20 protein-coding genes are annotated in these 25,988 nt (G+C 71.1%); 10 read left to right on the forward strand and 10 right to left on the reverse strand.

Annotated elements, in window-relative coordinates; translation table 11 throughout:
* Positions 1-54: 54 nt before the first annotated feature.
* From DFR74_RS01255 to DFR74_RS01275, 5 genes are read right to left on the reverse strand one after another with little or no spacing between them, the layout of a single operon-like run.
* Positions 55-876 carry a shikimate dehydrogenase gene (locus DFR74_RS01255; protein WP_067509674.1) on the reverse strand — a complete coding sequence of 274 codons (822 nt, stop codon included), beginning with the start codon at positions 874-876 and terminating at the stop codon, positions 55-57.
* Positions 866-2,383, reverse strand: coding sequence for an endolytic transglycosylase MltG (locus DFR74_RS01260; protein ID WP_113974907.1), 1,518 nt, complete (start codon positions 2,381-2,383; stop codon positions 866-868). The genes DFR74_RS01255 and DFR74_RS01260 overlap by 11 nt, the downstream gene beginning before the upstream one ends.
* Positions 2,380-2,937 carry a Holliday junction resolvase RuvX gene (gene ruvX, locus DFR74_RS01265; RefSeq protein ID WP_067513889.1) on the reverse strand — a complete coding sequence of 186 codons (558 nt, stop codon included), beginning with the start codon at positions 2,935-2,937 and terminating at the stop codon, positions 2,380-2,382. The genes DFR74_RS01260 and ruvX overlap by 4 nt, the downstream gene beginning before the upstream one ends.
* On the reverse strand, positions 2,937-5,603 hold the full coding sequence (gene alaS / locus DFR74_RS01270; RefSeq protein ID WP_067513890.1) for an alanine--tRNA ligase: 2,667 nt from the start codon (positions 5,601-5,603) through the stop codon (positions 2,937-2,939). Before alaS ends, ruvX begins: the two co-directional genes overlap by 1 nt.
* A 56-nt stretch (positions 5,604-5,659) precedes the next feature.
* Positions 5,660-7,006 (reverse strand): replication-associated recombination protein A, encoded by a 1,347-nt coding sequence (locus DFR74_RS01275; protein ID WP_067513891.1) that lies wholly within the window; start codon positions 7,004-7,006, stop codon positions 5,660-5,662.
* A gap of 174 nt (positions 7,007-7,180) precedes the next feature.
* Here DFR74_RS01275 and DFR74_RS01280 point away from each other — a divergent pair, with 174 nt between their 5' ends.
* Complete coding sequence (locus tag DFR74_RS01280) at positions 7,181-8,845, forward strand: alkaline phosphatase D family protein (protein WP_067513911.1); 1,665 nt, start codon at positions 7,181-7,183, stop codon at positions 8,843-8,845.
* A 186-nt stretch (positions 8,846-9,031) separates the two neighbouring features.
* On the opposite strand, the gene DFR74_RS01285 is transcribed toward DFR74_RS01280, so the two are convergent.
* Positions 9,032-10,201, reverse strand: coding sequence for a phosphotransferase family protein (locus DFR74_RS01285; RefSeq protein WP_067513892.1), 1,170 nt, complete (start codon positions 10,199-10,201; stop codon positions 9,032-9,034).
* Between the two features lie 194 nt (positions 10,202-10,395).
* Between DFR74_RS01285 and DFR74_RS01290 the strand changes: the two genes are divergently transcribed.
* A complete protein-coding gene (locus DFR74_RS01290) occupies positions 10,396-11,427 on the forward strand; it encodes a DUF2189 domain-containing protein (protein WP_067513893.1) in 1,032 nt (343 codons plus the stop codon).
* Between the two features lie 58 nt (positions 11,428-11,485).
* On the opposite strand, the gene aspS is transcribed toward DFR74_RS01290, so the two are convergent.
* Positions 11,486-13,264 (reverse strand): aspartate--tRNA ligase, encoded by a 1,779-nt coding sequence (gene aspS, locus DFR74_RS01295; protein WP_067513894.1) that lies wholly within the window; start codon positions 13,262-13,264, stop codon positions 11,486-11,488.
* A 164-nt stretch (positions 13,265-13,428) separates the two neighbouring features.
* Here aspS and ypfJ point away from each other — a divergent pair, with 164 nt between their 5' ends.
* Together ypfJ and DFR74_RS01305 are read left to right on the forward strand one after the other, a co-directional pair.
* Positions 13,429-14,355 (forward strand): KPN_02809 family neutral zinc metallopeptidase, encoded by a 927-nt coding sequence (gene ypfJ, locus DFR74_RS01300; protein WP_067513895.1) that lies wholly within the window; start codon positions 13,429-13,431, stop codon positions 14,353-14,355.
* Between the two features lie 116 nt (positions 14,356-14,471).
* Positions 14,472-14,996, forward strand: coding sequence for a hypothetical protein (locus DFR74_RS01305; RefSeq protein ID WP_067513896.1), 525 nt, complete (start codon positions 14,472-14,474; stop codon positions 14,994-14,996).
* 329 nt (positions 14,997-15,325) lie between these two features.
* Here the strand turns inward: DFR74_RS01305 and DFR74_RS37550 are convergent, their stop codons facing one another.
* Together DFR74_RS37550 and DFR74_RS01315 are read right to left on the reverse strand one after the other, a co-directional pair.
* Entirely contained in the window at positions 15,326-16,975 is a 1,650-nt protein-coding gene (locus DFR74_RS37550) for a hypothetical protein (RefSeq protein WP_067513897.1), read from the reverse strand.
* Positions 16,976-16,983: 8 nt separating this feature from the next.
* Positions 16,984-17,301 carry an ESX-1 secretion-associated protein gene (locus tag DFR74_RS01315; RefSeq protein ID WP_067513912.1) on the reverse strand — a complete coding sequence of 106 codons (318 nt, stop codon included), beginning with the start codon at positions 17,299-17,301 and terminating at the stop codon, positions 16,984-16,986.
* A gap of 209 nt (positions 17,302-17,510) precedes the next feature.
* On the opposite strand from DFR74_RS01315, the gene DFR74_RS01320 reads away from it, so the two are divergent.
* The 6 genes from DFR74_RS01320 (at position 17,511) to DFR74_RS01345 (ending at position 24,948) form a co-directional block, all read left to right on the forward strand.
* Positions 17,511-18,503 (forward strand): NAD-dependent epimerase/dehydratase family protein, encoded by a 993-nt coding sequence (locus tag DFR74_RS01320; RefSeq protein ID WP_067513898.1) that lies wholly within the window; start codon positions 17,511-17,513, stop codon positions 18,501-18,503.
* A gap of 31 nt (positions 18,504-18,534) precedes the next feature.
* Complete coding sequence (locus DFR74_RS01325) at positions 18,535-19,554, forward strand: Rv2578c family radical SAM protein (protein WP_067513899.1); 1,020 nt, start codon at positions 18,535-18,537, stop codon at positions 19,552-19,554.
* A gap of 67 nt (positions 19,555-19,621) precedes the next feature.
* Positions 19,622-21,562, forward strand: coding sequence for a 2-oxoacid:acceptor oxidoreductase subunit alpha (locus DFR74_RS01330; protein WP_067513900.1), 1,941 nt, complete (start codon positions 19,622-19,624; stop codon positions 21,560-21,562).
* Positions 21,562-22,650 carry a 2-oxoacid:ferredoxin oxidoreductase subunit beta gene (locus DFR74_RS01335; protein WP_067513901.1) on the forward strand — a complete coding sequence of 363 codons (1,089 nt, stop codon included), beginning with the start codon at positions 21,562-21,564 and terminating at the stop codon, positions 22,648-22,650. The genes DFR74_RS01330 and DFR74_RS01335 overlap by 1 nt, the downstream gene beginning before the upstream one ends.
* A gap of 187 nt (positions 22,651-22,837) precedes the next feature.
* Entirely contained in the window at positions 22,838-23,416 is a 579-nt protein-coding gene (locus DFR74_RS36890) for a TetR/AcrR family transcriptional regulator (protein ID WP_067513902.1), read from the forward strand.
* On the forward strand, positions 23,413-24,948 hold the full coding sequence (locus DFR74_RS01345; protein WP_067513903.1) for an MFS transporter: 1,536 nt from the start codon (positions 23,413-23,415) through the stop codon (positions 24,946-24,948). Before DFR74_RS36890 ends, DFR74_RS01345 begins: the two co-directional genes overlap by 4 nt.
* A 6-nt stretch (positions 24,949-24,954) precedes the next feature.
* Here DFR74_RS01345 and DFR74_RS01350 read toward each other — a convergent pair whose 3' ends face one another.
* A complete protein-coding gene (locus tag DFR74_RS01350) occupies positions 24,955-25,962 on the reverse strand; it encodes a malate dehydrogenase (protein WP_067513913.1) in 1,008 nt (335 codons plus the stop codon).
* Between the last annotated feature and the right edge of the window lie 26 nt (positions 25,963-25,988).

Genomic DNA, 25,988 nt, shown 5'->3' on the forward strand with positions numbered 1-25,988 from the left:
CCGCGGAACAGAACTAGAACCGGTATCAGAAATTGGGCAGAGTTCCCGACGCACTCACGCGTCCAGCGCGGCGGCCATCTCCGCCCGCGGCGCCGGACGGCCGGTGAACTGCTCGACCTGCCCGTACGCCTGGTTCAGCAGCATCTGCAGCCCGCTCACCACCGTGTGCCCGGCCCGCCCCACGGCTTCGGCGAGCGGGGTCGGCCACGGGTTGTAGATCGCGTCCAGCACGACGGGTGCGGCCGCGACCGCCTCCGCGACAAGAGCCGCCGCGTCGGACGGAATCGTGCTCACCACCGCATCCGCCCGCGCGCACACCTCGCGCACGGCGTCGGCGTCGAACCCCGACACCGTCGCCTCGAGGCCGAGTCGCTGCGCCAGTTCCAGCGCGCTGCGCGCCCGTCCGGCGTCGCGCGCGACCACCGTCACCGCGCTGGCCCCGAGCTCGGCGAAGGCCAACAGGGCGGGCCGGGCGGTACCGCCCGCACCGAGCACCACCGCCTCCTCGACGCGGTCCACTCCCCCGCCGCTCAGCGCGCCGAGCACGCCGTCCACGTCGGTGCAGTCGGCCCGCCACCCGGTCTCGGTGCGCACCAACGTGTTCGCCGAGCCCACCAGCACGGCGCGGTCGGTTCGCTCGTCCGCGTAGGCGAGCGCCGCCTCCTTGCCGGGCATGGTGACCGACAGGCCGACCCATTCGGGCCCCAAACCGTCGACCAGACCGGGCAATTCGTCGGCGGCGCATTCGATGCGCTCGTAGATCCAGTCCAGCCCGAGCGCGCGGTAGGCCGCCAGGTGCAGTTGCGGTGAGCGGGAGTGCGCGATGGGCTTGCCGAGCACCGCCGCCCTGCGGACCGCGCTCACCTCACCGCCCACTGTTGAGAATCCCGCTCTCCATGGCCTTTTCGATATTGCGCAGGTGCTGGGAGTAGGAGTCGGTGAACAGGGTGGTGCCCTTCATGTCGATCGTCACGAAGTACAACCAGTTGCCCGGTTCCGGATTCTCCATCGCCTTCAGCGCCGCGATCGACGGCGAGGCGATGGGGTTGGCGGGCAGGCCGGGCATGGCGTAGGTGTTCCACGGCGTGCGCTTGGCGCGGTCGGCGTCGGTGGTGGCGACCTCGGTGGTGTCGAGGGCGTAGTTGACCGTCGAATCGAACTGCAACGGCTGCTCCACCTCGAGGCGGTTCACGATCACCCGCGCCACCTTCGGCATGTCCTGCGGCAGCGCTTCACGTTCCACCAGGGAGGCCGCGATCAGCGTCTCGTACGGGGTGAGCCCGTTATTGGCGCCGGAGGTCAGCAGACCGGTCTCCTCGTAGCGTGCGGCGCTCGTGGTGATCAGCTGCCGCAGGATCTCCTGCGCGCTGCCACTCGGATCGAAATCCAAGGTGCCCGCGGCGATCAGGCCATCGAGCTGGCGCACCCGGTCGGGGGCGGCGCGCACCTCCTCCTGCGCCCAGGACGGCACGCCCAGCGCCGCCAGGTCGGTGCCCGCGCCCGCCGCGGAGAGTTCCTCGTAGGTGACGCACTTCTTCGCGCCCTCGGCGCCGACGCAACTGGCGGCGGCGATCTTCGTGTAGATGCCCTCCGTGGGCGCGCCGGTGTTCACGTCGTGCTGGTCGTGGAGTTGACGCCCCTCGGAGATGACGACGTTGCCGACCCGCGAACCGGGTGTCAGCAGCGCGGCGACCGCGTCCTCGGCCGGGCTCTGGCTGGGAATCTGATAGAAGCCGGGCTGCACCGCGTTCATGCCCGAATTGCGCACCGCCGCCTCGTAGAACGCGCCGGTGCTGGCCACCACGTCCTTGTCGCGCATCTCCTGCGCGATCTGGGTGGCGGTGTCACCGGGGTGCACCTGCACCACGACCGGAGGCCCGGCCGGGCCCGCGTAGTCGGCGGGCGGCTCGAACTGCGTGGTGAGCTTCTTGACCGCGAAGGCCACGGCGGCGACCAGCACGATCGCCAGCACGCCGCCGACGATCAGCATGGTGCGCCGCTTGCGCTTGCGTTCGGCGGCCTTGCGCGAGGCGACCCGCGACCGCTTGCCCTTGCCGCGCGGCGGGCGCTGCCCCCCACCGCGCCCCTTCGCGGCCGCTTTGGCCTGACCGCGGGCGGGCCGCTGCGCGCGCGGCGGCGACGCGGGCTCGGACGGCTCCTCGTCGTAGTCGTCGGCGGCGGCGTACATCGGCGGGCCGTCGTAGAGCGGCTCGTCGTCGGTGTAGCGCGGGATGACGGTGGTGTCGTCGTCGTAGTCGTCCCACTCGTCGTCCTGGCCCGGCGCGCGGCCATCCCTGCCCCACGCGCTGTCGTCGCGGCGGTAGCGCCGATCGGCCTCCCGCTGTCGGTAACGTTCCTCGGCCCGCGCCCATCGGTCGGTCATGCATCGCCCCCGGACGACGCGTCGCGCGCCGCTTCCGCTGACTTCAACACAGCACTCCGTTCGTCCAACCATCCTTGCAGGATCGACACGGCCGCCGCCTGATCGATCACCTGCCGCCGGCCACGCGCGCGAACTCCGCTGTCCCGCAATGCACGTGCAGCAGACACCGTAGTCAAACGTTCGTCGGAAAGGCGGATCGGCACCGGGGCGATTTGCGCTTGCAAACGTTCAGCGAACGCGATGGCGGCCTCGGCAGAACTGCCCTTTTCCCCGCGTAACGTGCGTGGCAGGCCGACGACGACCTCCACGGCTTCGTACTCCCGCACAATCTCGGCAATTCTGGCGATGTCGGTGGCGGGGCCCTTTCGGGCCGCGCGCGCCACCGTTTCGACCGGCGTGGCGAGGATGCCGTCGGGGTCGCTGGTGGCGACGCCGATGCGGACGCTACCGACGTCGATGCCCAGGCGCCTGCCCCGTCCGGGGTCGGCCGCCGGATCGGGACGGTCCGCGGTGTGCGGCCGTCCCGTCACGGGCGAACTCTCCGAGTCGCGCATCACCCGGCGATTTCGGCCACCCGCGCGCGGACCGCGGCCAGACCGGCCGCGATACCCGAGGGATCGCTGCCGGCGCCCTGCGCCATCTCGGGCTTGCCGCCGCCGCGGCCGGAGATGCTCGGGCCGAAGCTGCCGACCAGGTCACCGGCCTTGAAGCCGAGCTCCTGGGCGCCCTTGTTCACTGTGACGACGAACGGCACCTTGCCGTCGGCGTTGCCGAGCAGCACCACCACGGCGGGTTCGCTGCCGAAACGGCCGCGGATGTCGGTGGCCAGCGTGCGCAGATCACCCGCCGACACGCCCTCGGGCGCGGCGGCCGCGACCAGCAGCACCCCGCCGACCCGTTCGGCCTGCTCGACGAACGTGCCCGCCGAGGAGAGCACGGCGGCGATCTTGGTGCGCTCGAGTTCCTTCTCGGCCACCTTCAGCCGCTCCACCAGCTGCTCGACGCGCGCGGGCACCTCCTCCGAGGGCACCTTCAGCGACGACGCGACACCGGCCAGCAGCGCGCGCTCCTTCGCCAGGTACTTGTAGGAGTCCAGGCCGACGAACGCCTCGACGCGCCGGATACCCGACCCCACCGACGACTCGCCGAGCACGGTGATGGGGCCGATCTGCGAGGAGTGCTGCACGTGCGTGCCACCGCACAGCTCCATCGAGAACGGGCCCCCGATCTCGACCACGCGCACCTCGTCGCCATAGTTCTCGCCGAACAGCGCCAGGGCGCCCATCTGCTTGGCCTTCGGCAGATCGGTGACGAACGTGTTGACCGGGAAGTCGGCGCCCACCGCGTCGTTGGACACGGCCTCGATATCGGCCTTCTGCTGCTCGCTGAGCTGGCCCTGCCAGTTGAAGTCGAAGCGCAGGTAGCCGGGCTTGTTCAGCGAACCCGCCTGCACGGCGTTGGGGCCGAGCACCTGCCGCAGCGCGGCGTGCACCATGTGCGTGCCGGAGTGGCCCTGGGTGGCGCCGCGCCGCCAGGCCGGATCGGCCTGGGCGAGCACCACGTCGCCCTCGGTGATCTGGCCCTGTTCGACGGTGGTCTTGTGCACCCACAGCTTCTTGGCGATCTTCTGCACGTCGTTGACGCGCAGCTTCACACCCGACGCGGTGATGGACCCGCGGTCGGCGATCTGGCCGCCCGACTCGGCGTAGAGGGGGCTGCGGTCGAGGATCACCTCGACGTCCTGGCCCGCGGTGGCGGCCGGGACGCGCACGCCGTCGGCGATGAGGGCGAGCACGTGCGCCTCGGAGGTGAGCTCGTCGAAGCCGGTGAACTCGGTGGCGCCGCGGTCGACCAGCTCCTTGTAGATGCTCAGGTCGGCGTGGGCGTGCTTGCGGGCGGCCGCGTCCTCCTTGGCGCGCTGGCGCTGTTCGGCCATCAGCGAGCGGAAGCCGTCCTCGTCCACCGACAGGCCCGCCTCGGCGGCCATCTCCAGGGTGAGGTCGATCGGGAAGCCGTAGGTGTCGTGCAGGGTGAACGCGTCCGACCCGGCGATCGTCTTGCCGCCCTTGGCCTTCACGGCCGCGGCGGTGTTGTCGAACAGGGTGGAGCCGGTGTTCAGCGTCTTGAGGAAGGCCGTCTCCTCGCCCACCGCGACGGTCTCGATGCGGCGGAAATCGGTGGCCAGCTCCGGATAGGAGGGCGCCATCAGGTCGCTGACGACCTTGATCAGCTCGGCCATCACCGGCTTCTCGGCGCCGAGCAGGCGGGCCGAGCGCACGATGCGGCGCAGCAGGCGGCGCAGCACGTACCCGCGGCCGTCGTTGCCGGGGTTGACGCCGTCGGAGATGAGCATGGCGGCGGTGCGGGCGTGGTCGGCGATCACGCGGAAGCGCACGTCGTCGGCGTGCTCGACGCCGTAGGAGCGGCCGGTGAGCTCCTCGGCCTTGTCGATGATCGGGCGCATGAGATCGGTCTCGTAGACGTTGTCCACGCCTTGGAGCAGCAGCGCGACGCGCTCCACGCCCATGCCGGTGTCGATGTTCTTCTTCGGCAGCGACCCGACCGGCGGGTGGCCCTGCTTGGGGCTCAGCTCGCCGCGGATGTCCTGCATGAAGACGAGATTCCAGATCTCGAGGTAGCGGTCCTCGTCGGCGACGGGCCCGCCCTCCTTGCCGTATTCGGGGCCGCGGTCGTAGTAGATCTCCGAGCACGGGCCGCCGGGACCGGGCACGCCCATGTCCCAGTAGTTGTCCTTGCCGTCGCGGAACTGGATGCGCTCCTTGGGAATTCCCGCGACGCGGTGCCAGATCTCGGCCGCCTCGGGATCGGATTCGTAAGCGGTGACCCAGATCCGCTCCGGATCGAACCCGTAGCCGCCGTCCTCCTGCGACTTGGTGATCAGCTCCCACGCGAAGGTGATGGCGCCTTCCTTGAAGTAGTCGCCGAAGGAGAAGTTGCCCGCCATCTGGAAGAAGGTGTTGTGCCGGGTGGTGACGCCGACCTCTTCGATGTCACCGGTGCGCACGCACTTCTGCACGCTGGTCGCGCGCGGGTACGGCGGCGCCTCCTGCCCCAGGAAGTACGGCTTGAACTGGACCATGCCCGCGTTGACGAACAGCAGGTTGGGGTCGGCCAGGATCAGCGAGGCGCTGGGCACCTCGGTGTGTCCGGCACGGACGAAATGGTCCAGGAAACGCCGTCGAATCTCGTGGGTCTGCACAGGTATCCAGCCTACCGGTGCGGCGCACCCGGTTTTTCATCGCCCGCCCCGACGCGTCACTTCCCGCGCACGATGCGCCGCAGCCGGTCCACGCGTGGCCCGACCTCGCGTTCGTAGCCGTGGTCGGTGGGCCGGTAGTAATCCGCGCCGACCAGTTCGTCGGGCGGGTACTGCTGGGCCAGCACGCCGTCGGGATCGTCGTGCGGGTACTTGTAGCCCTGCGCGTTGCCGAGTTTCGCCGCGCCGGCGTAGTGACCGTCGCGCAGGTGCGCGGGCACCGCGCCCGCCTTGCCCGCCGAGATGTCGGCCATGGCCGCGCCGAGCGCGGCCGGGACCGCGCCCGATTTGGGGGCGGTGGCCAGGTGGATGGTGGCGTGAGTGAGGGTGAGCTGCGCCTCCGGCATGCCGATGAGCTGCACGGTGTGGGCGGCCGCGACGGCGGTCTGCAACGCCATCGGATCGGCCAAGCCGATGTCCTCGCTGGCCGAGATGACGAGCCTGCGGGCGATGAATCGCGGATCCTCCCCCGCGCTCAGCATGCGGGCCAGGTAGTGCAGGGCGGCGTCGACATCGGAGCCGCGGATCGACTTGATGAACGCGCTCACCACGTCGTAGTGCTGGTCGCCCGCGCGGTCGTAGCGCACGGCGGCGCGGTCCACGCTCGCCTCGACCAGCGCGAGGTCGACGGTGCCGTCCAGGGAGGACTCGGCCGAGGCCTCCAGCGCGGTGAGGGCGCGGCGCGCGTCGCCGCCCGCGATGCGGACGAGGTGCGCCATCGCCTCCTCCGTGACGGTGCAGGCGCCGTCGTAACCGCGCGGGTCGGTGAGCGCGCGGCCGAGCACCTCGCGGATGTCGTCGTCGGTCAGCGATTGCAGTTGCAGCACCAGCGAGCGCGACAGCAGCGGCGAGACCACCGAGAACGACGGGTTCTCCGTGGTGGCGCCGACGAGCAGCACGATGCGGTTCTCCACGGCGGCCAGCAGCGCGTCCTGCTGGGTCTTGGAGAAGCGGTGCACCTCGTCGATGAACAGGACCGTGCGTTCACCGTGCGTGAGGCGCCTGCGGGCCAGGTCGATGACCGCGCGCACCTCTTTGACGCCCGCCGAGAGCGCCGAGAGCGCCTCGAAGCGGCGGCCGGTGGCGCGCGAGATGAGCGAGGCGAGGGTGGTCTTGCCGGTGCCGGGCGGCCCGTACAGCAGCACCGAGGCGGCGCCCGAGCCCTCGATCAGCCGTCGCAGCGGGGAACCGGGCCCGAGCAGGTGGCGCTGGCCGACGACCTCGTCCAGCGAGGCGGGACGCATGCGCACGGCAAGCGGCGCGGCGTCGCCGGGGCCGCGGAAATCGACGCTCGCGCTCGACGGTTCCGGGTCGGCCCCGGCGACCTCGAACAGTCCGTCGGTCATCGGCGGGCCTCGCCGCGCCGCACCGAACCCTCGCCCGGAGGGGTGCGCTCACCACAGGGATTCATCGTTTCCGACCGTACCGCGCCCGTCCGACAAGCCCGCGCGGGTCACGGATCGGGTACGAGTGCCGCGTCGATTTGCCAGCCCCGCGCGGTGGTGCTGAGATCATCTCCCGTGGCTGCAAACGAGGTCGTTTCAGATGCCGTCCGCGCCGAATCGATCGGCAGGCGCGCCCTGTTGAAGGGCGGCGCCGCGGCGGCGACGGCGACCGCGCTGCTCACGGCGGGCGCGCCCGCGCGGGCCTCGGGTCCGGTGTTCCGGCACGGGGTGGCCTCGGGTGATCCGCTGCCGACCGGCATCGTGCTCTGGACGCGCGTGACCGTATCCGACGAGGCCGCACCCGGCTCCGGGCTCGGCGCACCCGCGGCGGTCCACTGGGAGATCGCGGCCGACGCGGAGTTCGAGGATGTCGCGGCGTCGGGCACGGTGACCACGTCGGCCGACTCGGATCACACCGTCAAGATCGACGTCACCGGGTTGCATCCCGGCCGCGAGTACCGGTATCGGTTCACCGCGTTCGGCCAGGATTCGCCGGTCGGGCGCACCCGCACCGCGCCCGCGCCCGGCGACTCCCCCGACCGCCTGCGCTTCGGCGTGGTGTCCTGCTCCAACTGGGAGGCCGGGTATTTCGGTGCCTACCGGCATCTCGCGGCGCGCGGGGATCTGGACGCGGTCATCCACCTGGGCGACTACATCTACGAGTACGGGCGCGGCGAGTACGGCGGGCGCACCGGCACCGTCCGGCCGCACGATCCGCCGCACGAGATCGTCAGCCTGGCCGACTACCGCATCCGGCACGCCCAGTACAAGACCGATCCCGATCTGGCGGCCCTGCACGCGCTGGTGCCGTTCATCTGCACCTGGGACGATCACGAATCCGCCGACAACTCCTGGTCGGGTGGGTCGAAGTACCACGACCCGGCGGCGCGAGGCAGCTGGGCGGATCGCCGCGCCGCCTCGGCCCGCGCCTACCTGGAGTGGATGCCGGTGCGCGCGGCGGGTTCGGGCGCCGACGTGCGGATCTACCGGCGGCTGCGGTTCGGCACGCTCGCGGAACTGTCCATGCTGGATCTGCGCAGCTACCGCGACGAGGAGGTCGCGCCGGGCGCGCACTGGCGCGAGATCGACGATCCGGACCGCACGCTGACAGGCAAGGCGCAGATGGAGTGGCTGACCGCCGGCCTGGAGTCCGCGCCGGTGCGATGGAAGCTGGTGGGCAATTCGGTGATGATCGCGCCGCTGGTGTTCCCGCCGCTCGAGCCGGCGACCACCGCCGCGCTCACCGGGGTGCTCGGCGTACCGCAGGCGGGCGCGCCCGCCAACGCCGACCAGTGGGACGGGTACACCGCCGACCGGCAGCGCCTGTTCCGCGCGATCACCGACGGGCAGGTCGGCGACGTGGTGTTCCTGACCGGCGACATCCACTCCTCATGGGCGGCGGACCTGCCGGTCAACCCCGCGAACTACCCGGGCGGACCCACCGTGGGCGCGGAGTTCGTGGTCCCCTCGATCACCTCGGCCAGCATCGGCGAACTTCTGAAGGCCCCGCCCCGCACGGCCGCGGTGCCCGTCGAGGAGTCCATCAAGGCGTTCAACCACCACTTGCGCTACGTGGAGGTGGAGTCCCACGGCTACGGCGTGCTCGAGGTGACCGAGGCCGAGACCCGCATGGACTGGTTCTACGTGCTCGACGTGGAGGACCCGAACACCGGTGTGCGCCACGGTGCGGCGTTCGCGGTGCGCAGCGGCGGACGCCTGGAACCCCGCCCACCCGCCTGATCCGGGGCTCGACGATCGCGTCGGCGGACCGTGCGGGCGCGGCTTCTAGGTCCGCGATGGCGAGCGTGGATGCGCGGACGCATCTCACGCGCCCGGGTCTCGTCCTCCAGTTCGGCGCGGTATCGACCCACACCGACTGCCTGCTCGCCCGCCGTCGCCGGCCCGGCGACGGCGGGCACGGCGCGACTACTCCGCCCAGCGCTCCTCGAGCAGCGCCGACACCTGTTCGGCGAAATCGCCGATGGCGTCGTCGCCGGTGCAGCGGGCGTCCTCGCCGAGGGCGGCCCAGCGGTTGATGAGGGCGGCCGAGCGCGGGACCGAGAGGCCGTGTTCGCGGGCGGCGGCGATGCGGGCGTGGTCGGCGGGCAGGAACCAGTAGGTCGACAGCCAGACCCAGATGAGCCGCGCCTCGAGGATGCGTTCGGCGAGCACGTCGTCGTCGGCCAGCGCCGGGAACACCCCGACCACCTCGGAGCGCCACGCCTCCACCATCTGCTTGGCGCGCTCGCGCGAGAGCTCCATATCGCACAGGCAGCCCGGGAACGAGACCAGCGCGTAGGCGATGTCGAGGGTGGCGTCGCGGAAACCGCCCCACTCGTAGTCGAGGAAGCGGGCGCCCTCCTCGTTGAGGATGACATTGTCGGGGCACAGATCCGACGGGCTGAAGGCGCGGAAGCGGCCCGAGGCGAACAGCCGGTTGCCGCGCACGATGCGCTCGGCGATCTCACCGGGCACCTCGATGCCCAGCTCGCGCCGCAACAGGCCCGGCACCTCGGCGATGGCGGTCTCGGCCTGCTGGGCGATGCCGTCGACCCGGTGCACCACCTCCACCCGGCGCAGCAGGGCGACGAAATCGGCCTCGCGACCCACGGTGGCGGCGTGCATGCGGCCCATCGCCTGCGCGAACGCCATCAGCGCGTGGCGGGTGGCGGGTTCCGCGCCGGAGCTCAGCACGTCGGTCATCCGGGTGTTCTCGCCGAGGTCGGAGAGGATCAGCAGGCGCTCGGGCAGGCTGTAGGCGATGAGGTACGCACCGGGCCGCTGCTCGCGGCTGAGCGCGGTGGTGAACTGGTAGGAGACCGCCTCGCGCAGGAACGCCGAGTCGATGCTGGCGACGCCCGGCGCCGGGCCGGCCTCGCGGCGGTCCTTGTCGGCCCCGCGGACCTGCTTCACGATCAGGGTGCGCGGTAGCGAGAAGGCGTTCTCCGCGACACGGACACGCAGGACTGTCGTCCTACCACTACCGCTGAGTTCCATCGGATCGCTCAGCTTCACCGGAGCACCCATTCGCTTTGTGAGCAACTGTTGTGCTGCGGACACGACTTCGGCGGCGCGTTCGGCCAATAGTGCGGTCATCGCCTCTCAAGCTACTCGCATCTGGTCACTTCTAGCGAGCGGTTGCACAACCTTTCCGCTTCGCTCGGCGTGTCTCGTCCCGTGGTGGCGGACGGCGCCCGGCTCGCTTGACACCATTGCACCCGTCCGGTTTTCTCATCGTGAACTGCTGTGCGCCACTTCGCAAACCAGTCGCGTCGAAAGGTCTTCACACTGTGACCGACACACCGTCTCCCACGCCGAAAGACCCCTCCGGCGGCGCACCGCAGCAGGGCGGTGGGGAGCCATTTGCAGCCCCGCCCGGGCAGCACCAGTACCCGGGGCCCGGCGGGCAGCAATCGCCCCAGCAACAGCCCCCCGCGTCGGGTCCGCAGAGCGGTGATCCGTACCCGGCGCCCGCCCCTTACCCCGGCCCCGAGCCGCAGCCCGGCGGCCACGGCAGGCACGAGATGCCCGGCGGCGCGGGGTACCCGCAATTCGAGGGTCCCGGTGCGGCGCAGTACGGCAACGAGCCCGTCGAGCCACCGCCGCCGCTCGGACAGCAGCAGCCGGTGTACGGACCGCCCGGTACGGGTCCCGGTGCGCCACAGGGCCAGCCGGTGTACGGCTACCAGGCGGCGGCCGTGCCCGACCATCTCGACGTGGGCAACGCGATCAGCTGGGGACTGGAAAAGTTCCGTACGAATGTTGGTTCGTGGCTAGGAGTTACGGCGACAGGCGTCGTGATCTACCTGGTCTTCTTGGCGATCGTGCAGATCTTCGAACCGAATTCGCTGCTGCCGCTGCTGTTGCTGTTCCTGCTGGTGATGACCGGGGTGTGGTTGCTGCAAGCGGCCATGGTGCGCGGCGCGCTGTACCAAACCGACGGTGTGCGACCGCATTTCGGCTCGTTCTTCCGTATCCCCAACGCGGGCAACGTGCTGCTGACGGCGCTGCTGGCCGCGTTCGGCACCTGGCTCGGGCTGGCCCTGTGCGTGCTGCCGGGTCTCGCGGTCGGCGTGCTGTGCATGTTCGCGCTGCACTTCGTCGTCGATCAGGACATGGGCCCGATCGACGCGATCCGCTCCAGCGCGACGCTGGTGATCAACAATGTCGTGCCCACCCTGCTGCTCGCACTCTCGGTCGCGATCCTGACCTTCTTCGGCCTGCTGCTCTGCGGGATCGGCTTGCTGGTGGCGGGCCCGGTGTCCGTGCTGGCCGTCTCCTACGGCTACCGCGTCCTGACGGGCCGCCCGGTCGCCCCCTGACCGGTCCGGTCCTACACGGGTTCCGGTCCGGTGCGCGCACCGGACCGGAACCGTGCGATCAGTCGGCCTTCTTCGCCTCGTCCGGCTTGACGTCCAGTCCGGCTTCCTTGCGCTGCTGCGCGGTGATCGGGGCCGGGGCGTCGGTGAGCGGGTCGGCGCCGCCGCCGGTCTTCGGGAACGCGATGACCTCGCGGATCGAGTCCAGCCCGGCCAGCAGCGCGGTGACGCGGTCCCAGCCGAAGGCGATGCCGCCGTGCGGGGGCGCGCCGTAGGCGAACGCGTCGAGCAGGAAGCCGAACTTCTCCTGCGCCTCCTCGTGGCTGATGCCCATCACCTTGAACACCCGCTCCTGCACGTCGCGGCGGTGGATACGGATCGAGCCGCCGCCGATCTCGTTGCCGTTGCACACGATGTCGTAGGCGTAGGCCAGCGCCGAGCCCGGGTCGGTGTCGAAGGTGTCCAGCGATTCCGGCTTGGGCGAGGTGAACGCGTGGTGCACCGCCGTCCACGCCGAATGCCCCAGCGCCACATCGCCGCTGGCGGTGGCGTCATCGGCGGGCTCGAACAGCGGCGCGTCCACGATCCACACGAACGACCAGGCGTTCTCGTCGATCAGGCCGACCTTGCGGGCGATCTCGCCGCGCGCCGCGCCCAGCAGCGCGCGCTGCGCCTTGGCCGGGCCCGCCGCGAAGAACACGCAGTCGCCGGGCACCGCGCCCACGTGCTTGGCCAGGCCCTCACGCTCGGCGTCGCTGAGGTTCTTGGCGACCGGACCGCCGAGCGTGCCGTCCTCGCCGATCAGCACGTAGGCCAGGCCCTTCGCGCCGCGCTGCTTGGCCCACTCCTGCCAGGCGTCGAGCTGGCGGCGGGGCTGGCTCGCGCCGCCCGGCATCACGACCGCGCCCACGTACGGCGCCTGGAACACGCGGAACGGCGTGTCCTCGAAGTACTCGGTGCACTCGGTGATCTCGACGCCGAACCGCAGGTCGGGCTTGTCGGAGCCGAAGCGGCGCATGGCCTCGGCGTAGGTCATGTGCGGGATCGGGGTGGGGATGTCGTGGCCGATGAGCTTCCACAGCGCGACCAGGATCTCCTCGGCCAGCAGGATCACGTCCTCCTGGCGCACGAAGCTCATCTCGATGTCGAGCTGGGTGAACTCGGGCTGGCGGTCGGCGCGGAAGTCCTCGTCGCGGTAGCAGCGCGCGATCTGGTAGTACCGCTCGATACCGCCGACCATGAGCAGCTGCTTGAACAGCTGCGGACTCTGCGGCAGCGCGTAGAAGCTGCCCGGCTGCAGGCGGGCGGGCACCAGGAAGTCGCGCGCGCCCTCGGGGGTGGAGCGGGTCAGCGTGGGGGTCTCGACCTCGACGAACTCGTGGCGGGCCAGCACCTCGCGGGCGGCGGCGTTGACCTTGGACCGCAGGCGGATGGCGTGACCGGGCACGTCGCGGCGCAGGTCCAGGTACCGGTACTTGAGGCGGGCTTCCTCGCCGGGCTGCTCGTCGAGCTGGAACGGCAGCGGCGCGCTCTCGTTCAGCACCTCGAGCGAGGTGACGTTCACCTCGATCTGCCCGGTCGGCAGCTCGGGGTTCTCGTTGCCGTCGGGCCGCTGCTCCACCACGCCGGTGACGAGCACGCAGTACTCCGCGCGCAGGCGGTGCGCCTGTTCGGCGGCCGCGCCCTCGCGGAACACCACCTGCGCCACCCCGGACGCGTCGCGCAGATCGATGAAGATCACGCCACCGTGGTCGCGCCTCCGGGCCACCCATCCGGAGAGGGTGACGGTCTGACCGGCGTGCTCGCTTCGCAGCGAACCAGCCAAGTGGGTGCGCAGCACGGGATTCCTTTCGACGACGCTTCACACCGGGGAGGGTGTGCGACCAGGTGCGGCAACCATCGTAGTTAGACACGTTCGGCAAGTGGAAACCGATATCCGTCCCGCCGTGTCAAGCTGTAGCCGACAGTTAGCGAGGCGCCGCGACGCCGGTCAATGGGAGCACCATGACGTTCAACGAGGGGATGCAGATCGATCCGAACCGGGCCTCGTCCGGTGGCGGGCCGGGGATGGGCGGCAAGCTGGCGCTCGGCGGCGGCGCGACGGGCCTGATCGTGCTGGTCCTGACGCTGCTGCTGGGCGGCGATCCGGGTTCGGTGCTGGGGCAGTTCACCGGCGCGCAGAGCACCGAGCAGTCCCAGCCCGGCACCCAGGGCACGCCCGAACACTGCAAGACGGGCGCCGACGCCAACCGGTACGTCGACTGCCGGGTCGTCCTCACCGCGCAGAGCCTCGACGCGGTGTGGGCCACGGAACTGCCGAAGCAGACCGGTGAGCGCTACATCCAGCCCAAGGTGCGGTTGTTCTCGGGCGCGGTCGCCACCGGGTGCGGGCAGGCGTCCAGCGCCGTGGGCCCGTTCTACTGCCCCGCCGACCAGACCGCCTACTTCGACGCGAGCTTCTTCCAGGAGCTGGTAGACCGGTTCGGCGCCAGCGCGGGCCCGCTGGCGCAGGAGTACGTGGTGGCGCACGAGGTCGGCCACCATCTGCAGAACCAGCTCGGCGATCTCGGTCGCTCGCAACGGGATCCGCGCGGACCCGAGTCGGGCGCGGTGCGCACCGAACTCCAGGCCGACTGCTACGCCGGGATCTGGGCGTACTACGCCGACAAGATGCCCGCGCCCGGCTCGGATCAGCCGTTCCTGAAGAAGTTGTCCGACAACGACATTCGCGACGCGCTGTCGGCGGCGGCCGCGGTGGGCGACGACCGCATCCAGCGCGCCGCGCAGGGCCGGGTGAACCCGGAGGCGTGGACCCACGGCAGCTCCGAGCAGCGGCAGAAGTGGTTCCTGGCCGGCTACCGGACGGGTCAGGTGAGCGCGTGCGACACCTTCTCCGCCCAGGACCTCGACAACCCGCCCGCCCTGCGCTGACACCACCCGCGCGGCCGCCCTCGACGGGCGGCCGCGCGCTGTCGTGTCCGCCCGTCGTGGCGTAATGTGCTGGCCGGGTGGGCGTTCGGCCACCGCTCTCGAGTAAGGAAGCTGCCATGCGAAGAACTGCGTCGGCTCTGCTGGTCGTGGCGTTCGCGCTGGTGACGGGTTCGGGTCTGACCGCGGCCGAACCCCCGCGCACCACGCCCGAGGACAAGGGACTCGCGCTGGTCACGCTGACGACGCTGCCCGACGGCTGGGACGGCCGCACCGATCTGCGCCCCCAGCTCGAGGTCTTCGGCGATGCCAGCGCCCACCGTTACCCGGATGCCGTTGCGCCCGAACGCGATCCGGACACTCCGGCGAAGCAGGTGCGCGGGTCGGTCCCGAAAGAAGCGCTCGACGAGGCGATCACCGAGATCCGCGCGCTCGCCGAGGTGGACCTCGGCATCCCGACCTCGGCCGACAACAACTCGGGCTCCCAGATCATCGACGTCATGCCCGAGAATCCCGGCGAGGACGTTCACCTGATCCTGTACTCGCCCGGCAACGACGAGGGCCTCACCGACGACCACAAGGCCGCCCGCGAGCGCTTCGCCGACGTCTACCGCGAACTCATCGACGCGTTCAAGGCGGAGTAGGGGCGCCGCCGTCGGGCGACGAACCCTGGCACTGCGGGTGGCGTGAGCCGCCTTTTTGAGGCCGAGTAGGGGCACCGTCGGCGGCGGCCCCCTGTCGACACGGGTGGCGTGAGCCTCCGTCACGGCGCTGGTGCAGGAGCGCGGCTCCGAAATGACAGGTCGCAACCGGTTCCGCTGGCGACGACCGGATCCGCCCTCCCGCAGCGAGGGACAGCCAAAGGGTCCCCCCGGGCGAGAATCCTGCGATGCCAACCGGTTTCGCGACACATCCGAGAAACGACGGTGCCCGTCACCCCGAAGGGCGACGGGCACCGAGTGCGTTTCCCCCGCTAGAACTGGTCCTGCTCGTAATCGGAGCTGAGCAGTTCGTCGGTGTGGGTGGCGCCGATGACGTCGGGGGTCGACTCGCCGAGCGGGCCCGTGAGATCGTCGTTGCCCGTGCGGCTCTGGTAGGGCTGCACGTTGCGGCCGTGCTCGTCGTCGTCGTTCTGCCGACCCGCGCCTGCCGCGCCGGGGCCGCCCATGAACGAGCTACCAGCGCCCGCCGGCGTGGTGGACCCGCCGAGACCGGGAATGGTCGCGCCGGGCAGGCCCATCGGGCGCGCCGACGGGATCGCCACACCGGGCAGACCGGTGACCGGGCGCGCGCCCGAACCGGGGCCGGGGCCGCCGGGGCCGGGACCCGGACGGCCGGGCGTACCGATCAGACCGGGCGAACCCGGGCCCGGGGAGCCGGGGGTGTTGAGCGAGGACGGCAGCGTCGACGTGGACGGCGAGCCGGTGTTGAGTCCGCTCGGGTTGGTGCTCGCGGCCTGCGTCGCGGTCTCCTGCGCCTGCGCGAGCAGCGGCTCGCCGATGTTCTGCACGGCGGCCTGGGCGACCTCCTGCGGCGCGGGCAGCCCGCTCTGGCCCAGCAGCTGCGACACCACGCCGTTGAGTTCGGCGGTCTTGCCCGCCAGATCCCCGCGGGTGGTGTTCACGATCGTCACGGCCTGGCCGAGGTGTTCGGTCGCCGTCGCGATGATCGCGGCCTGGCCGGGCGGGGTGAGGATCACCGGCGCCATGGCGGTGGCCTGCGCGGCGAACGAGCCAGCGACGGTCAGCAACTGCGCGTTGCCCTGCTGCACCACCGCAGCCGCGCGCTGGGTGAGCTCGGAGATGTCGAAGCCGCGCTGGCTGGTCTCCTGTCCCTGCGCCTGCGCCTCCTGGCCCGCGATCTGCGCCTGGCGCGAGGCCTGGCCCTCCCACAGCTGCTCGACGGTGGCGAGGCTGCCCTTGCCGACCTGCATGGCCATCTCGATGACCTGCGAGGACTGGTTGAGGATCGCGGTCGGGTCCAATGCGCCGAGCACGCCGGTGCCGAAGCTCTGCAGCAGTTCCAGGATCGGCTGGAACAGCAGGTCGACGCCGGGCAGCGCCGGCACCTGCAGCCCGCTCATCAGCGCGCCGATCGGATCGGCGGGCAGTTCGGGCAGCGTCGGCAGCGGCGAGGATTCGCCCGCGGTGGGGCTCGCGGTGGCCGAATCACCGCCGCCACCCCCACCCAGCAGGCCGCTGGCCGGGGCGATGAGGTTCTGCGCGGCGTCCTGCGCCTGTTCGGCCGCGTGGCTGATGGCGTTGTTCGCGCCGGCCAGCAGATTGTCGACGTCGGCGGAAACGCCGCCGAGGATGTCCTGCGGGTCGGGAGCGGAACCGCCGCCCAACCCGCCGAGGCCGCCCAGGCCCGCGGGCGTGGTGGCCAGGCCCGGCGAATCCTCGCCGACCTTGCGCGACAGCAGGAATTCGGGCGCCTCGACCGGCGGGATGTCCTCGGGCAGCTGGGTCAGCGGCACGTCGACGATCGCCTGATCGGTCGGGATGGCGGTGCTCTGCGGCGCGGCGGGGGCGTGCGAGGCCGCGGTCGCGTGGTCGAGCGATTCGGCGCCGGGCTCGGACGGCGGCGCGATGAGTCCGGTGGGCGAACTGTCCAGTGGTTTCATCACGCCCCTCAGATCTGCGTCGCCTGGACGTTCAGCGCGCCCGCGTTGTCACCGTCGGTGGTCTCGTACAGCGAGGCGGCGTTGAACGCCTTGTAGGACAGGTCGGAGTACTTCGCGGACAGGTCGTGGATGTCCCTGGCCTGGAGTACCTGCGCGGCGGCGAAGCTCAGCAGGTAGTCGGCGCCGATCAGGCCGAAGACCGGCGTGAGCGCCGAAACGCTGCCGACCAGGTCCATATTGGCGGCGCCCGAGATCTGCGCGGCGATCCCGGCGTTCTGTGCGGCGAACTCCCGTACGCCATCGGTCTGTACTGAGACTTCGGTCATCACATGCCCCCCATTCGTCGTGTGCGTGTACGTCTTGTCGAAACGTCAGAAACGACTGTGCCGTCGGGCAGTTGGGACCGCCCGAGGAGGCGACGTCGCCCCGGTGTGGTCAATATAGCCGACCCTTCGGACAGTTTTCGAGCCGATCCGCGGGCTCCGACAGAACTAGAACTTGTTGCAAATTAGAACAAGTTCTATATTCTTGCGCCATGAAGGTCGCAGTGACCGGCGCCGCCGGCTACCTCGGTACCAATCTGCTCCGCCGGCTCGCGGACCTCGGACACGAGGTCACCGCGATCGACCGCGCCGTCCCCGGGCACATCGTCCACCCGAACGTCACCTGGGTCACCGGCGACGTGCTGGACGCGGCATCGATGCGGTCGGTGCTCGACGGCGCGGAGATCGTCTACCACCTGGTGGCGGTGATCACCCTGGCCGAACAGAACGATCTGGCGTGGCGCGTCAACACCGAGGGCGTGCGCGTCGTCGCCGAGGCCGCGCTCGAGGTCGGCGCGCGCCGCCTGGTGCACGCCAGCTCCATCCACGCGTTCGATCAGTACAGCTGTGGCGGGCGCATCGACGAGACCTCGGCGCGCTCCACCGATCCCGGGCTGCCCGTCTACGACCGGTCCAAGTGGGCCGGCGAGATCGCGCTGCGCTCGGTGATCGACAAGGGCCTGGACGCGGTGCTGTGCAATCCCACCGGCGTGTTCGGCCCGGTCGATCGCAGCACGCCGCTGTCGCGGATCAACCGCACGCTGCGCGACGCCGCCCACGGCAGGCTGCCCGCGATGATCGGCGGCGGCTTCGACCTGGTCGACGTGCGCGATGTGGCGGGCGGACTGCTGCTGGCCGCCGAGAAGGGCCGCACCGGCGAGAACTACCTGCTCGGCGGGCAGATGATCGCAATGGTCGATCTGTGCCGCCGCACCGCCGCGTACGGCGGCAAGAAGGGGCCCCGCTTCACCATCCCGCCGAAGCTGGTCGGCGGGCTGATCCCGGTGCTCGCGCCGATCGGCAAGATGCTCGACACCGACATCCTGTCCAAGGCCGCGCTGGGCGCGCTGGTCTCGGCGCCGCTGGTCGACCACGGCAAGGCCGAACGCGAACTCGGCTACCGGCCGCGCCCGATCGACGAGACACTGCGCGACCTGGTCGCCTTCTACGCCGACCCGGAGGGTTTCGCGGCCGCCGCCGCTTGACAGTCATTAGAACGCATGTTCGACTGACGGGGTGCGCTGGCAGAACCAGACCCTGGACGCCGACGACGGCGCCCTGCCCGGCCTGACGCGGGCGGGGCTCGTCCGGACCGTCCGCACCCCGGAGTTCGAGGGCATCACGTTCCACGAGGTGCTCTGCAAGAGCGCGCTGAACAAGATCCCCGCCGAGTCGTCGCTGCCGTTCAAATGGACGGTGAACCCGATGCGCGGCTGTTCACACGCCTGCCGCTACTGCTTCGCGCGGCCCACGCACGAGTACCTGGACCTGGACGCGGGCCGCGATTTCGACGCCCAGCTGGTGATCAAGACGAACGTGGCGGCGGTGCTGCGCCGCGAGCTGGCCCGCCGCTCGTGGCGGCGCGAGCCCGTCGCGCTGGGCACCAACACCGACCCGTACCAGCGGGCCGAGGGCCGATACCGGTTGATGCCGGGCATCATTCGCGCGCTCACCGACGCGGGCACGCCGTTCTCCGTGCTCACCAAGGGCACGCTGCTGCGGCGCGATCTGCCGCTGCTCACCCTCGCCGCCCGCGAGGTGCCGGTGCACCTGGCCGTCTCGATCGCCATCCTGGACCCGGCGCTGCACGAGGGGCTCGAATCCGGCACGCCGTCGCCCCGCGCGCGGCTGGACCTGGTGCGCGCGCTCACCGACGCGGGGTTCGACGTGCATGTGATGGTCGCGCCCGTGATCCCCTACCTCACCGACGGCCGCGCCCACCTGGACGCGCTGCTGGCCGCGATCGCCGGGGCCGGCGGCGCCTCGGTGACGATCCTGCCGATGCACCTGCGCGGCAGCACGCGCGGCTGGTTTCTCGGCTGGCTGGCCGAACACCACCCGGCGCTGCTGCGCCGGTATCGGGGGCTCTACGGCCGCGGCGCCTACGTCTCACCGGAGTATTCGGCGTGGCTGCGCGAGCGGGTGGCTCCGCTGCTGGTCCGGCACGGCCTCGCGCGCGAGAGCGACGCGCCCCGGCCCATGGCCGCGCCCGCACCGGCTCCCGCGCCCGACACGCAGCTGGCCTTGTTCGGCTGACCGTCCCGCCGAATGCTAGTAGGTTGGCGGGAGGCACCCTTCTTCGACGAGGAAGTCGAGCAGGCAGATGGTTGCGCATCGCGAGGATTCCGCGGCGGCCCCACTGGACAAGGTCGTCATCCGATTCGCCGGCGACTCCGGCGACGGCATGCAGCTGACCGGCGACCGCTTCACCCACGAGGCGGCCGCGTTCGGCAACGACCTGGCCACCCAGCCGAACTTCCCCGCCGAGATCCGCGCGCCGCAGGGCACGCTGCCCGGTGTGTCGTCGTTCCAGATCCAGATCGCCGACTACGACATCCTCACCGCGGGCGATCAGCCCGATGTGCTGGTCGCGATGAATCCGGCCGCGCTGAAGGCGAACATCGACGACCTGCCGCGCGGCGCGACCGTCATCGCGAACACCGACGAGTTCACCAAGCGCGCCCTGGCCAAGGTCGGCTATACCGCCGACCCGCTCGAGGACGGCTCGCTCACCGATTTCGTGGTGCACCGCGTGCCGATGACCACGCTGACGCTCACCGCCGCCGAACCGTCCGGCATCGGCAAGAAGGACGGCAGGCGCGCGAAGAACATGTTCGCGCTCGGCCTGCTGTCGTGGATGTACGGGCGGCCGCTCGGCGGCACCGAGCGCTTCCTACGGGAGAAGTTCGCGGCGTTCCCGGAGCTCGCGGAGGCGAACATCCTCGCGTTCCGCGCGGGCTGGAACTACGGCGAGACCACCGAAACCTTCGCCACCACCTACGAAATCGCGCCCGCCGCGCTGCCGCCGGGCACCTATCGCCAGATCACCGGCAACACCGCGCTCGCTTACGGTCTGGTGACGGCGGGACAGCTGTCGGGCCTGCCGGTCTTCCTGGGCACCTATCCGATCACCCCGGCGTCGGACATCTTGCACGAGCTGAGCAAGCACAAGCGGTTCGGCGTCACCACTTTTCAGGCCGAGGACGAGATCGCGGGCATCGGCGCGGCGCTCGGGGCGTCGCTGGGCGGTTCGCTCGGCGTCACCAGCACGTCGGGGCCGGGGCTGGCGCTGAAGAGCGAGACCATCGGCCTGGCCGTCATGACCGAGCTGCCGCTGCTGGTCATCGACGTCCAGCGCGGCGGGCCCTCCACCGGGTTGCCGACCAAGACCGAACAGGCCGATCTCCTGCAAGCGCTCTACGGCCGCAACGGGGAATCGCCCGTGCCGGTGCTCGCGCCGCGCTCCCCCGCCGACTGCTTCGCCACCGCCGTCGAGGCGGCCCGCATCGCGCTCACCTATCGCACGCCGGTCCTGCTGCTCTCCGACGGCGCGATCGCGAACGGTTCGGAGCCGTGGGCGATTCCGGATGTGCGCGACTTGCCGCCCATCGACCCGGGATTCGAGCCCGACGCCGAGGACGCGTCCGAATTCCTGCCCTACGCGCGGGATCCCGAAACGCTGGCGCGACCGCTCGCCGTGCCGGGCACGCGGGGCCGCGCGCACCGCATCGGCGGGCTGGAGAAGTCCGACGGCACCGGCGACATCTCCTACGATCCGGCCAATCACGAACTCATGGTGCGGTTGCGGCGGGCCAAGATCGACGGCATCGCCGTCCCCGACCTGGTGGTGGACGATCCCGACGGGCGCGCCGAACTGCTGCTCATCGGCTGGGGCAGCTCGTACGGGCCGATCGGCGAGGCCTGCCGCCGCGCGCGCCGCCGGGGCGTGCCGGTGGCGCAGGCGCATCTGCGGCATCTCAATCCGCTGCCGCCGAATCTCGGTGCGGCACTGGGCCGTTACCGCACGATCGTGGCGCCGGAGATGAACGGCGGGCAGCTCGCCTTGCTGTTGCGCGCGCGCTACCTCGCCGACGTGCGGCCCTGGACCAAGGTCGCGGGCACCGCGTTCTCCGCGCAGGAGCTCGTCGGCGTCATCGATGCCGCGCTGGACGGTTCGCTCGAGGAGCTGGAGCGCGCCAAGACCGAGGCCGCGCGGGCGTCGGCCACCTACCTCCACCACGGCGCACAGACCGGGGGCCGCTGATGACCATCATCGAAACATCGCTCGTGGGAACGGATCTGGGGATCACCGGCACGTCGGGCGTCCCGGCTGCGGACGCGCCGCAGAAGGCCGCCGACTTCGCCTCCGATCAGGAGGTGCGCTGGTGCCCCGGCTGCGGCGACTACGTGATCCTGGCGACGGTGCGCGGCTTCCTCGCCGAACTCGGGCTGCGCCGGGAGAACCTGATGTTCGTGTCCGGGATCGGCTGCTCCAGCCGTTTCCCGTACTACCTGGACGCCTACGGCATCCACTCCATCCACGGCCGCGCGCCCGCCCTCGCCACCGGCCTGGCCGTGACGCGCCCGGACCTGTCGGTGTGGGTGGTGACCGGCGACGGTGACGCGCTGTCCATCGGCGGCAACCACCTCGTGCACGCGTTGCGCCGCAACGTGAACATGACGATCCTGCTGTTCAACAACCGCATCTACGGGCTCACCAAGGGCCAGTACTCCCCCACCTCCGAAGAGGGCAAGATCACCAAGTCCACCCCCATGGGCTCGGTGGACCACCCGTTCAACACACTGTCGATCGCGCTGGGCGCGGAGGCCACGTTCGCCGCGCGCGCCCTGGACTCCGATCGCGCCGGGCTCACCGAGGTACTGCGGGCCGCGGCCCAGCACCGCGGCACCTCGTTCGTGGAGATCCTGCAGGACTGCCCGATCTTCAACGACAGCTCGTTCGATCCGCTGCGCCGCGAGCACGCCGCCGACCACCTCATTCCGCTGCGCCAGGGCGAGCCGATCGTCTTCGGCGCGGACGGCGAATTCGCCGTTGTGCGTAGCGGTTTCGGCCTCGACGTGGTCGCGACGGCGGAGGTCGACCCGGCCGAGATCGTCGTGCACGACGCCTACGCCGACGACCCCGGCTACGCGTACGCGCTCTCGCGCCTGTCGGACCAGAACCTGACGCACGTGGTGACCGGCGTGTTCCGCAGCGTCGCGCGGCCGACCTACGACGACAGCGTCCGCGCCCAGGCCGCCACGGCACGCGAACGCAACCCCGTCACACCCGAATCGCTGCAAGAGCTGCTGACCGGCCCGGAGACCTGGACCGTCGACCGAGCACGGTGACGTAACCCGCCACCACTCTCGACGCCCTCTTCTCGAAGCGGACGAATTCACCTCACCCGCAACGGCATTCGTCCGACCCCGCCGAACCGGCCGCGCTCGCCGAACGGTCCCCCACACATCCCACGTGCACTTTCGCCCGAGTTAATGTACAAACGTACATGTACATATGTACGGAAGGAGGGCTGCCATGGCCAACCCCGCGCGACGCAAACGCGATCCCGAGGGCCGGCGCGCCCTCCTCATCGCGACGGCCGCCGAGCTGATCGTCGAGGTCGGCGCCGACGCGCTCACCCACCGGCTCGTCGCGGCGCGCGCCGGCGTCCCGCTCGGCTCCACCACCCAGTACTTCGCCACCCTCGACGACCTACGCCAGGCCGCGTTGCACCACCTGGCCACCGATATCGACGGCGGTCTCGCACGGTTCCGCGACGCGCTCGCCGCCGAGGGCGACCCGCTCGCCGCCGTCGCCGAGGCCGTGCACGCCGCGGTGCGCGACTCCAAGGTCCTCGCCGCCGACGTCGCCGTCACCACCGCCGCCATGACCGATCCGGAGCTGCGCGCGCTGTCGCTGCGCTGGTTCGACGAGCTGGTGGCCCTGCTGACCCCGCGCATCGGCGCCCGCCGGGCGGTGGCCGTGGCCGTCTACATGGACGGCGCCACCTGGCACGCCGTGCTGCACGAGGAGCCGCTGACGCTCGCCGACATCACCGACACCCTCGCCGCGCTCTTCGCCGGCGCCACCCCCGACGAGGAGCCGCGCCCGTGAATACCTCCGCCACCGCGGCCCCCGCCGGTTCGGCCACCCGCCGCTGGGCCGCCGTCGCCGTCCTGTCCGCCAGCCTGCTGGTCATCACGATGGACATGACGATCCTCAATATCGCCATCCCGGACATGGCCGCCGACCTGCGGCCCGCCTCCGATCAGCTGCTGTGGATCGTGGACAGCTATTCGCTGGTGCTGGCCGGCCTGCTGGTGACGATGAGTTCGATCGGCGACCGCTGGGGCCGCAAACGCCTGCTGCTGACCGGGTACGCGGTCTTCGGCGGCGCGTCGGTGCTGGTGCTGTTCGCGCACTCGCCCGAGGCGGTGATCGCGGTGCGGGCGCTGCTCGGCGTGGGCGGCGCGATGATCATGCCCACCACGCTGTCGATGATCCGCACCGTGTTCACCGATCCCGCCGAACGCGCGACCGCGCTGGGGATCTGGGCGGCGGTGTCGGGCGTCGGCGCGGCGGTGGGCCCGATCGTGGGCGGCCTGCTGCTCGAATTCTTCTCGTGGCGAGCGGCGTTCCTGGTGAACGCGCCGCTGATGGCGATCGCGTTCGTCGCGGGCGCGCTGATCCTGCCCGAGGCGCGCCACCCGAACCCGGGCCGCTGGGACCTGGTGGGCGCGGGGCTCTCGCTGGCGGGCATGGTCGGGTTGGTGTGGTCGTTCAAGCATTTCGCCAAGCAGGAGACGCTCGCCGACGCCGACGGCTGGATCGTGCTGCTGACCGCGCTCGCCCTGCTCACGCTGTTCGTGCTGCGCTGCCTGCGCCGCCCCGATCCGCTGCTGGACGTGCGATTGTTCTCGAGCAGGCCGTTCACGGCGGCCGTGGTGGCGGCGCTCGGCGCGACGTTCGCGCTCGGCGCGGCGCTGCTGCTGCTCGCGCAGTGGATGCAGCTGGTGGAGGGCGCGTCCCCGATCCGCACGGGCGTGCTGCTACTGCCCGTCGCGGTGGCGGCGACGGTGGCCTCGGTGCTCGCGCCGCTGCTGGCGCGCGCGATCGGCGCGCGCAGCGTGCTGGCCGGGGGCTTGGCGGTCGCGGGCGTGGGCATGCTGGCGCTGTTCGTCCCGTCGAGCCCGGTCTACGGCCACGTGCTGGTCGCGCTGTGCCTGGTGGGCGCGGGCATGGGGTCGCTCGCGATCGGCTCGGCGATGATCATGTCGGGCAGCCCGCAGGAGAAGGCGGGCAGCGCCGCCGCCATCGAGGAGACGGCCTACGACCTGGGCAGCGTGCTCGGCGTCGCCACCCTCGGCAGCGCGGCGGCGGTGCTCTACCGTTCGCGCCTGGACGCCGACCACCTGCTCGACAGCCTCGACCCCGCACTGGCCGATGCCGCCCGCGAGTCGCTGGGGTCCGCGATCGCCGTCGCCGACCAGCTCGGCCTGCCGCTGCTGGCGAGCGAAGCCTCGGCGGCGTTCACCGAATCCATGCAGGTGACCAGCCTGATCGGTGGACTCGTGATGCTCGCGGCGGCCGCCGTCGTGTTCGTCACCACCCCGAAGGGCACCGACATCACCAGGCAGTCGCACTGACCTCGACTACGCGGGGCCGGCGAAACCGAGATCGGTGACCGCCTTGCGCTCCGCTTCGAGTTCCATGACGGTCGCGAACAACCGCGCCCTGGCGTCGTCGTCGAACGTCAGGTCCGAGACGATCGAATACTCTCCGCCGGCGCACACCACCGGGAACGAGCAGATCAGCCCCTTCGGGATGTCGTAGGAACCGTCCGACGGCACCGCCATCGAGGTCCAGTCGCCGGGCGCCGTGCCCAGCGCCCAGTCGTGGACGTGGTCGATCGCCGCGCTGGCCGCGCTCGCGGCCGACGACGCGCCGCGCGCCTCGATGATGGCGGTGCCGCGTTGCTGCACGGTCGGGATGAACACCTCCCGGATCCACGCCTCGTCCACCAGTTCGGTCGCGGGGCGCCCGCCGACCGTGGCGTGCGCGATAGCGGGCAGCTGGGTGGCGGAGTGGTTGCCCCACACCGCGACTCGCGCGATCTCTGCCGCGGGCGCGCCCGTCTTCTTGGCCAGCTGCGCGATCGCGCGGTTGTGGTCCAGACGCGTCATGGCGGTGAAGCGTTCGGCGGGGATGTCGGGCGCGTTGCTCATGGCGATGTAGGCGTTGGTGTTGGCCGGGTTGCCCACCACCAGCACCTTCACATCGTCGGCCGCCGCGGCGTTGAGCGCGCGGCCCTGCTCGGTGAAGATGGGCCCGTTGGCGGCCAGCAGATCCGAGCGCTCCATGCCCGCCGTGCGGGGGCGCGCGCCGACCAGCAACGCCACGTTGGCGCCCTCGAAGCCGACGCGCGGATCGTCGGCGATATCAATGGATTCCAGCAGCGGGAACGCGCCGTCCTCCAGTTCCATCGCGACGCCCTCCAGCGCGGCGCACGCGGCCGGGATCTCGAGCAGCCGCAGCCGCACCGGGGTGTCGGGGCCGAGCAGCGCGCCGGAGGCGATGCGGAACAGCAGGCCGTAGGCGATCTGGCCTGCCCCACCGGTCACGGCGACAGTTACGGGGTGATTGCGAGCGACGGTGCTCAACACGAACTCCTCGGCGTCTCGTCGGA

The sequence above is a fragment of the Nocardia puris genome (genome assembly GCF_003315035.1).
Taxonomy (GTDB): Bacteria; Actinomycetota; Actinomycetes; order Mycobacteriales; family Mycobacteriaceae; genus Nocardia; species Nocardia puris.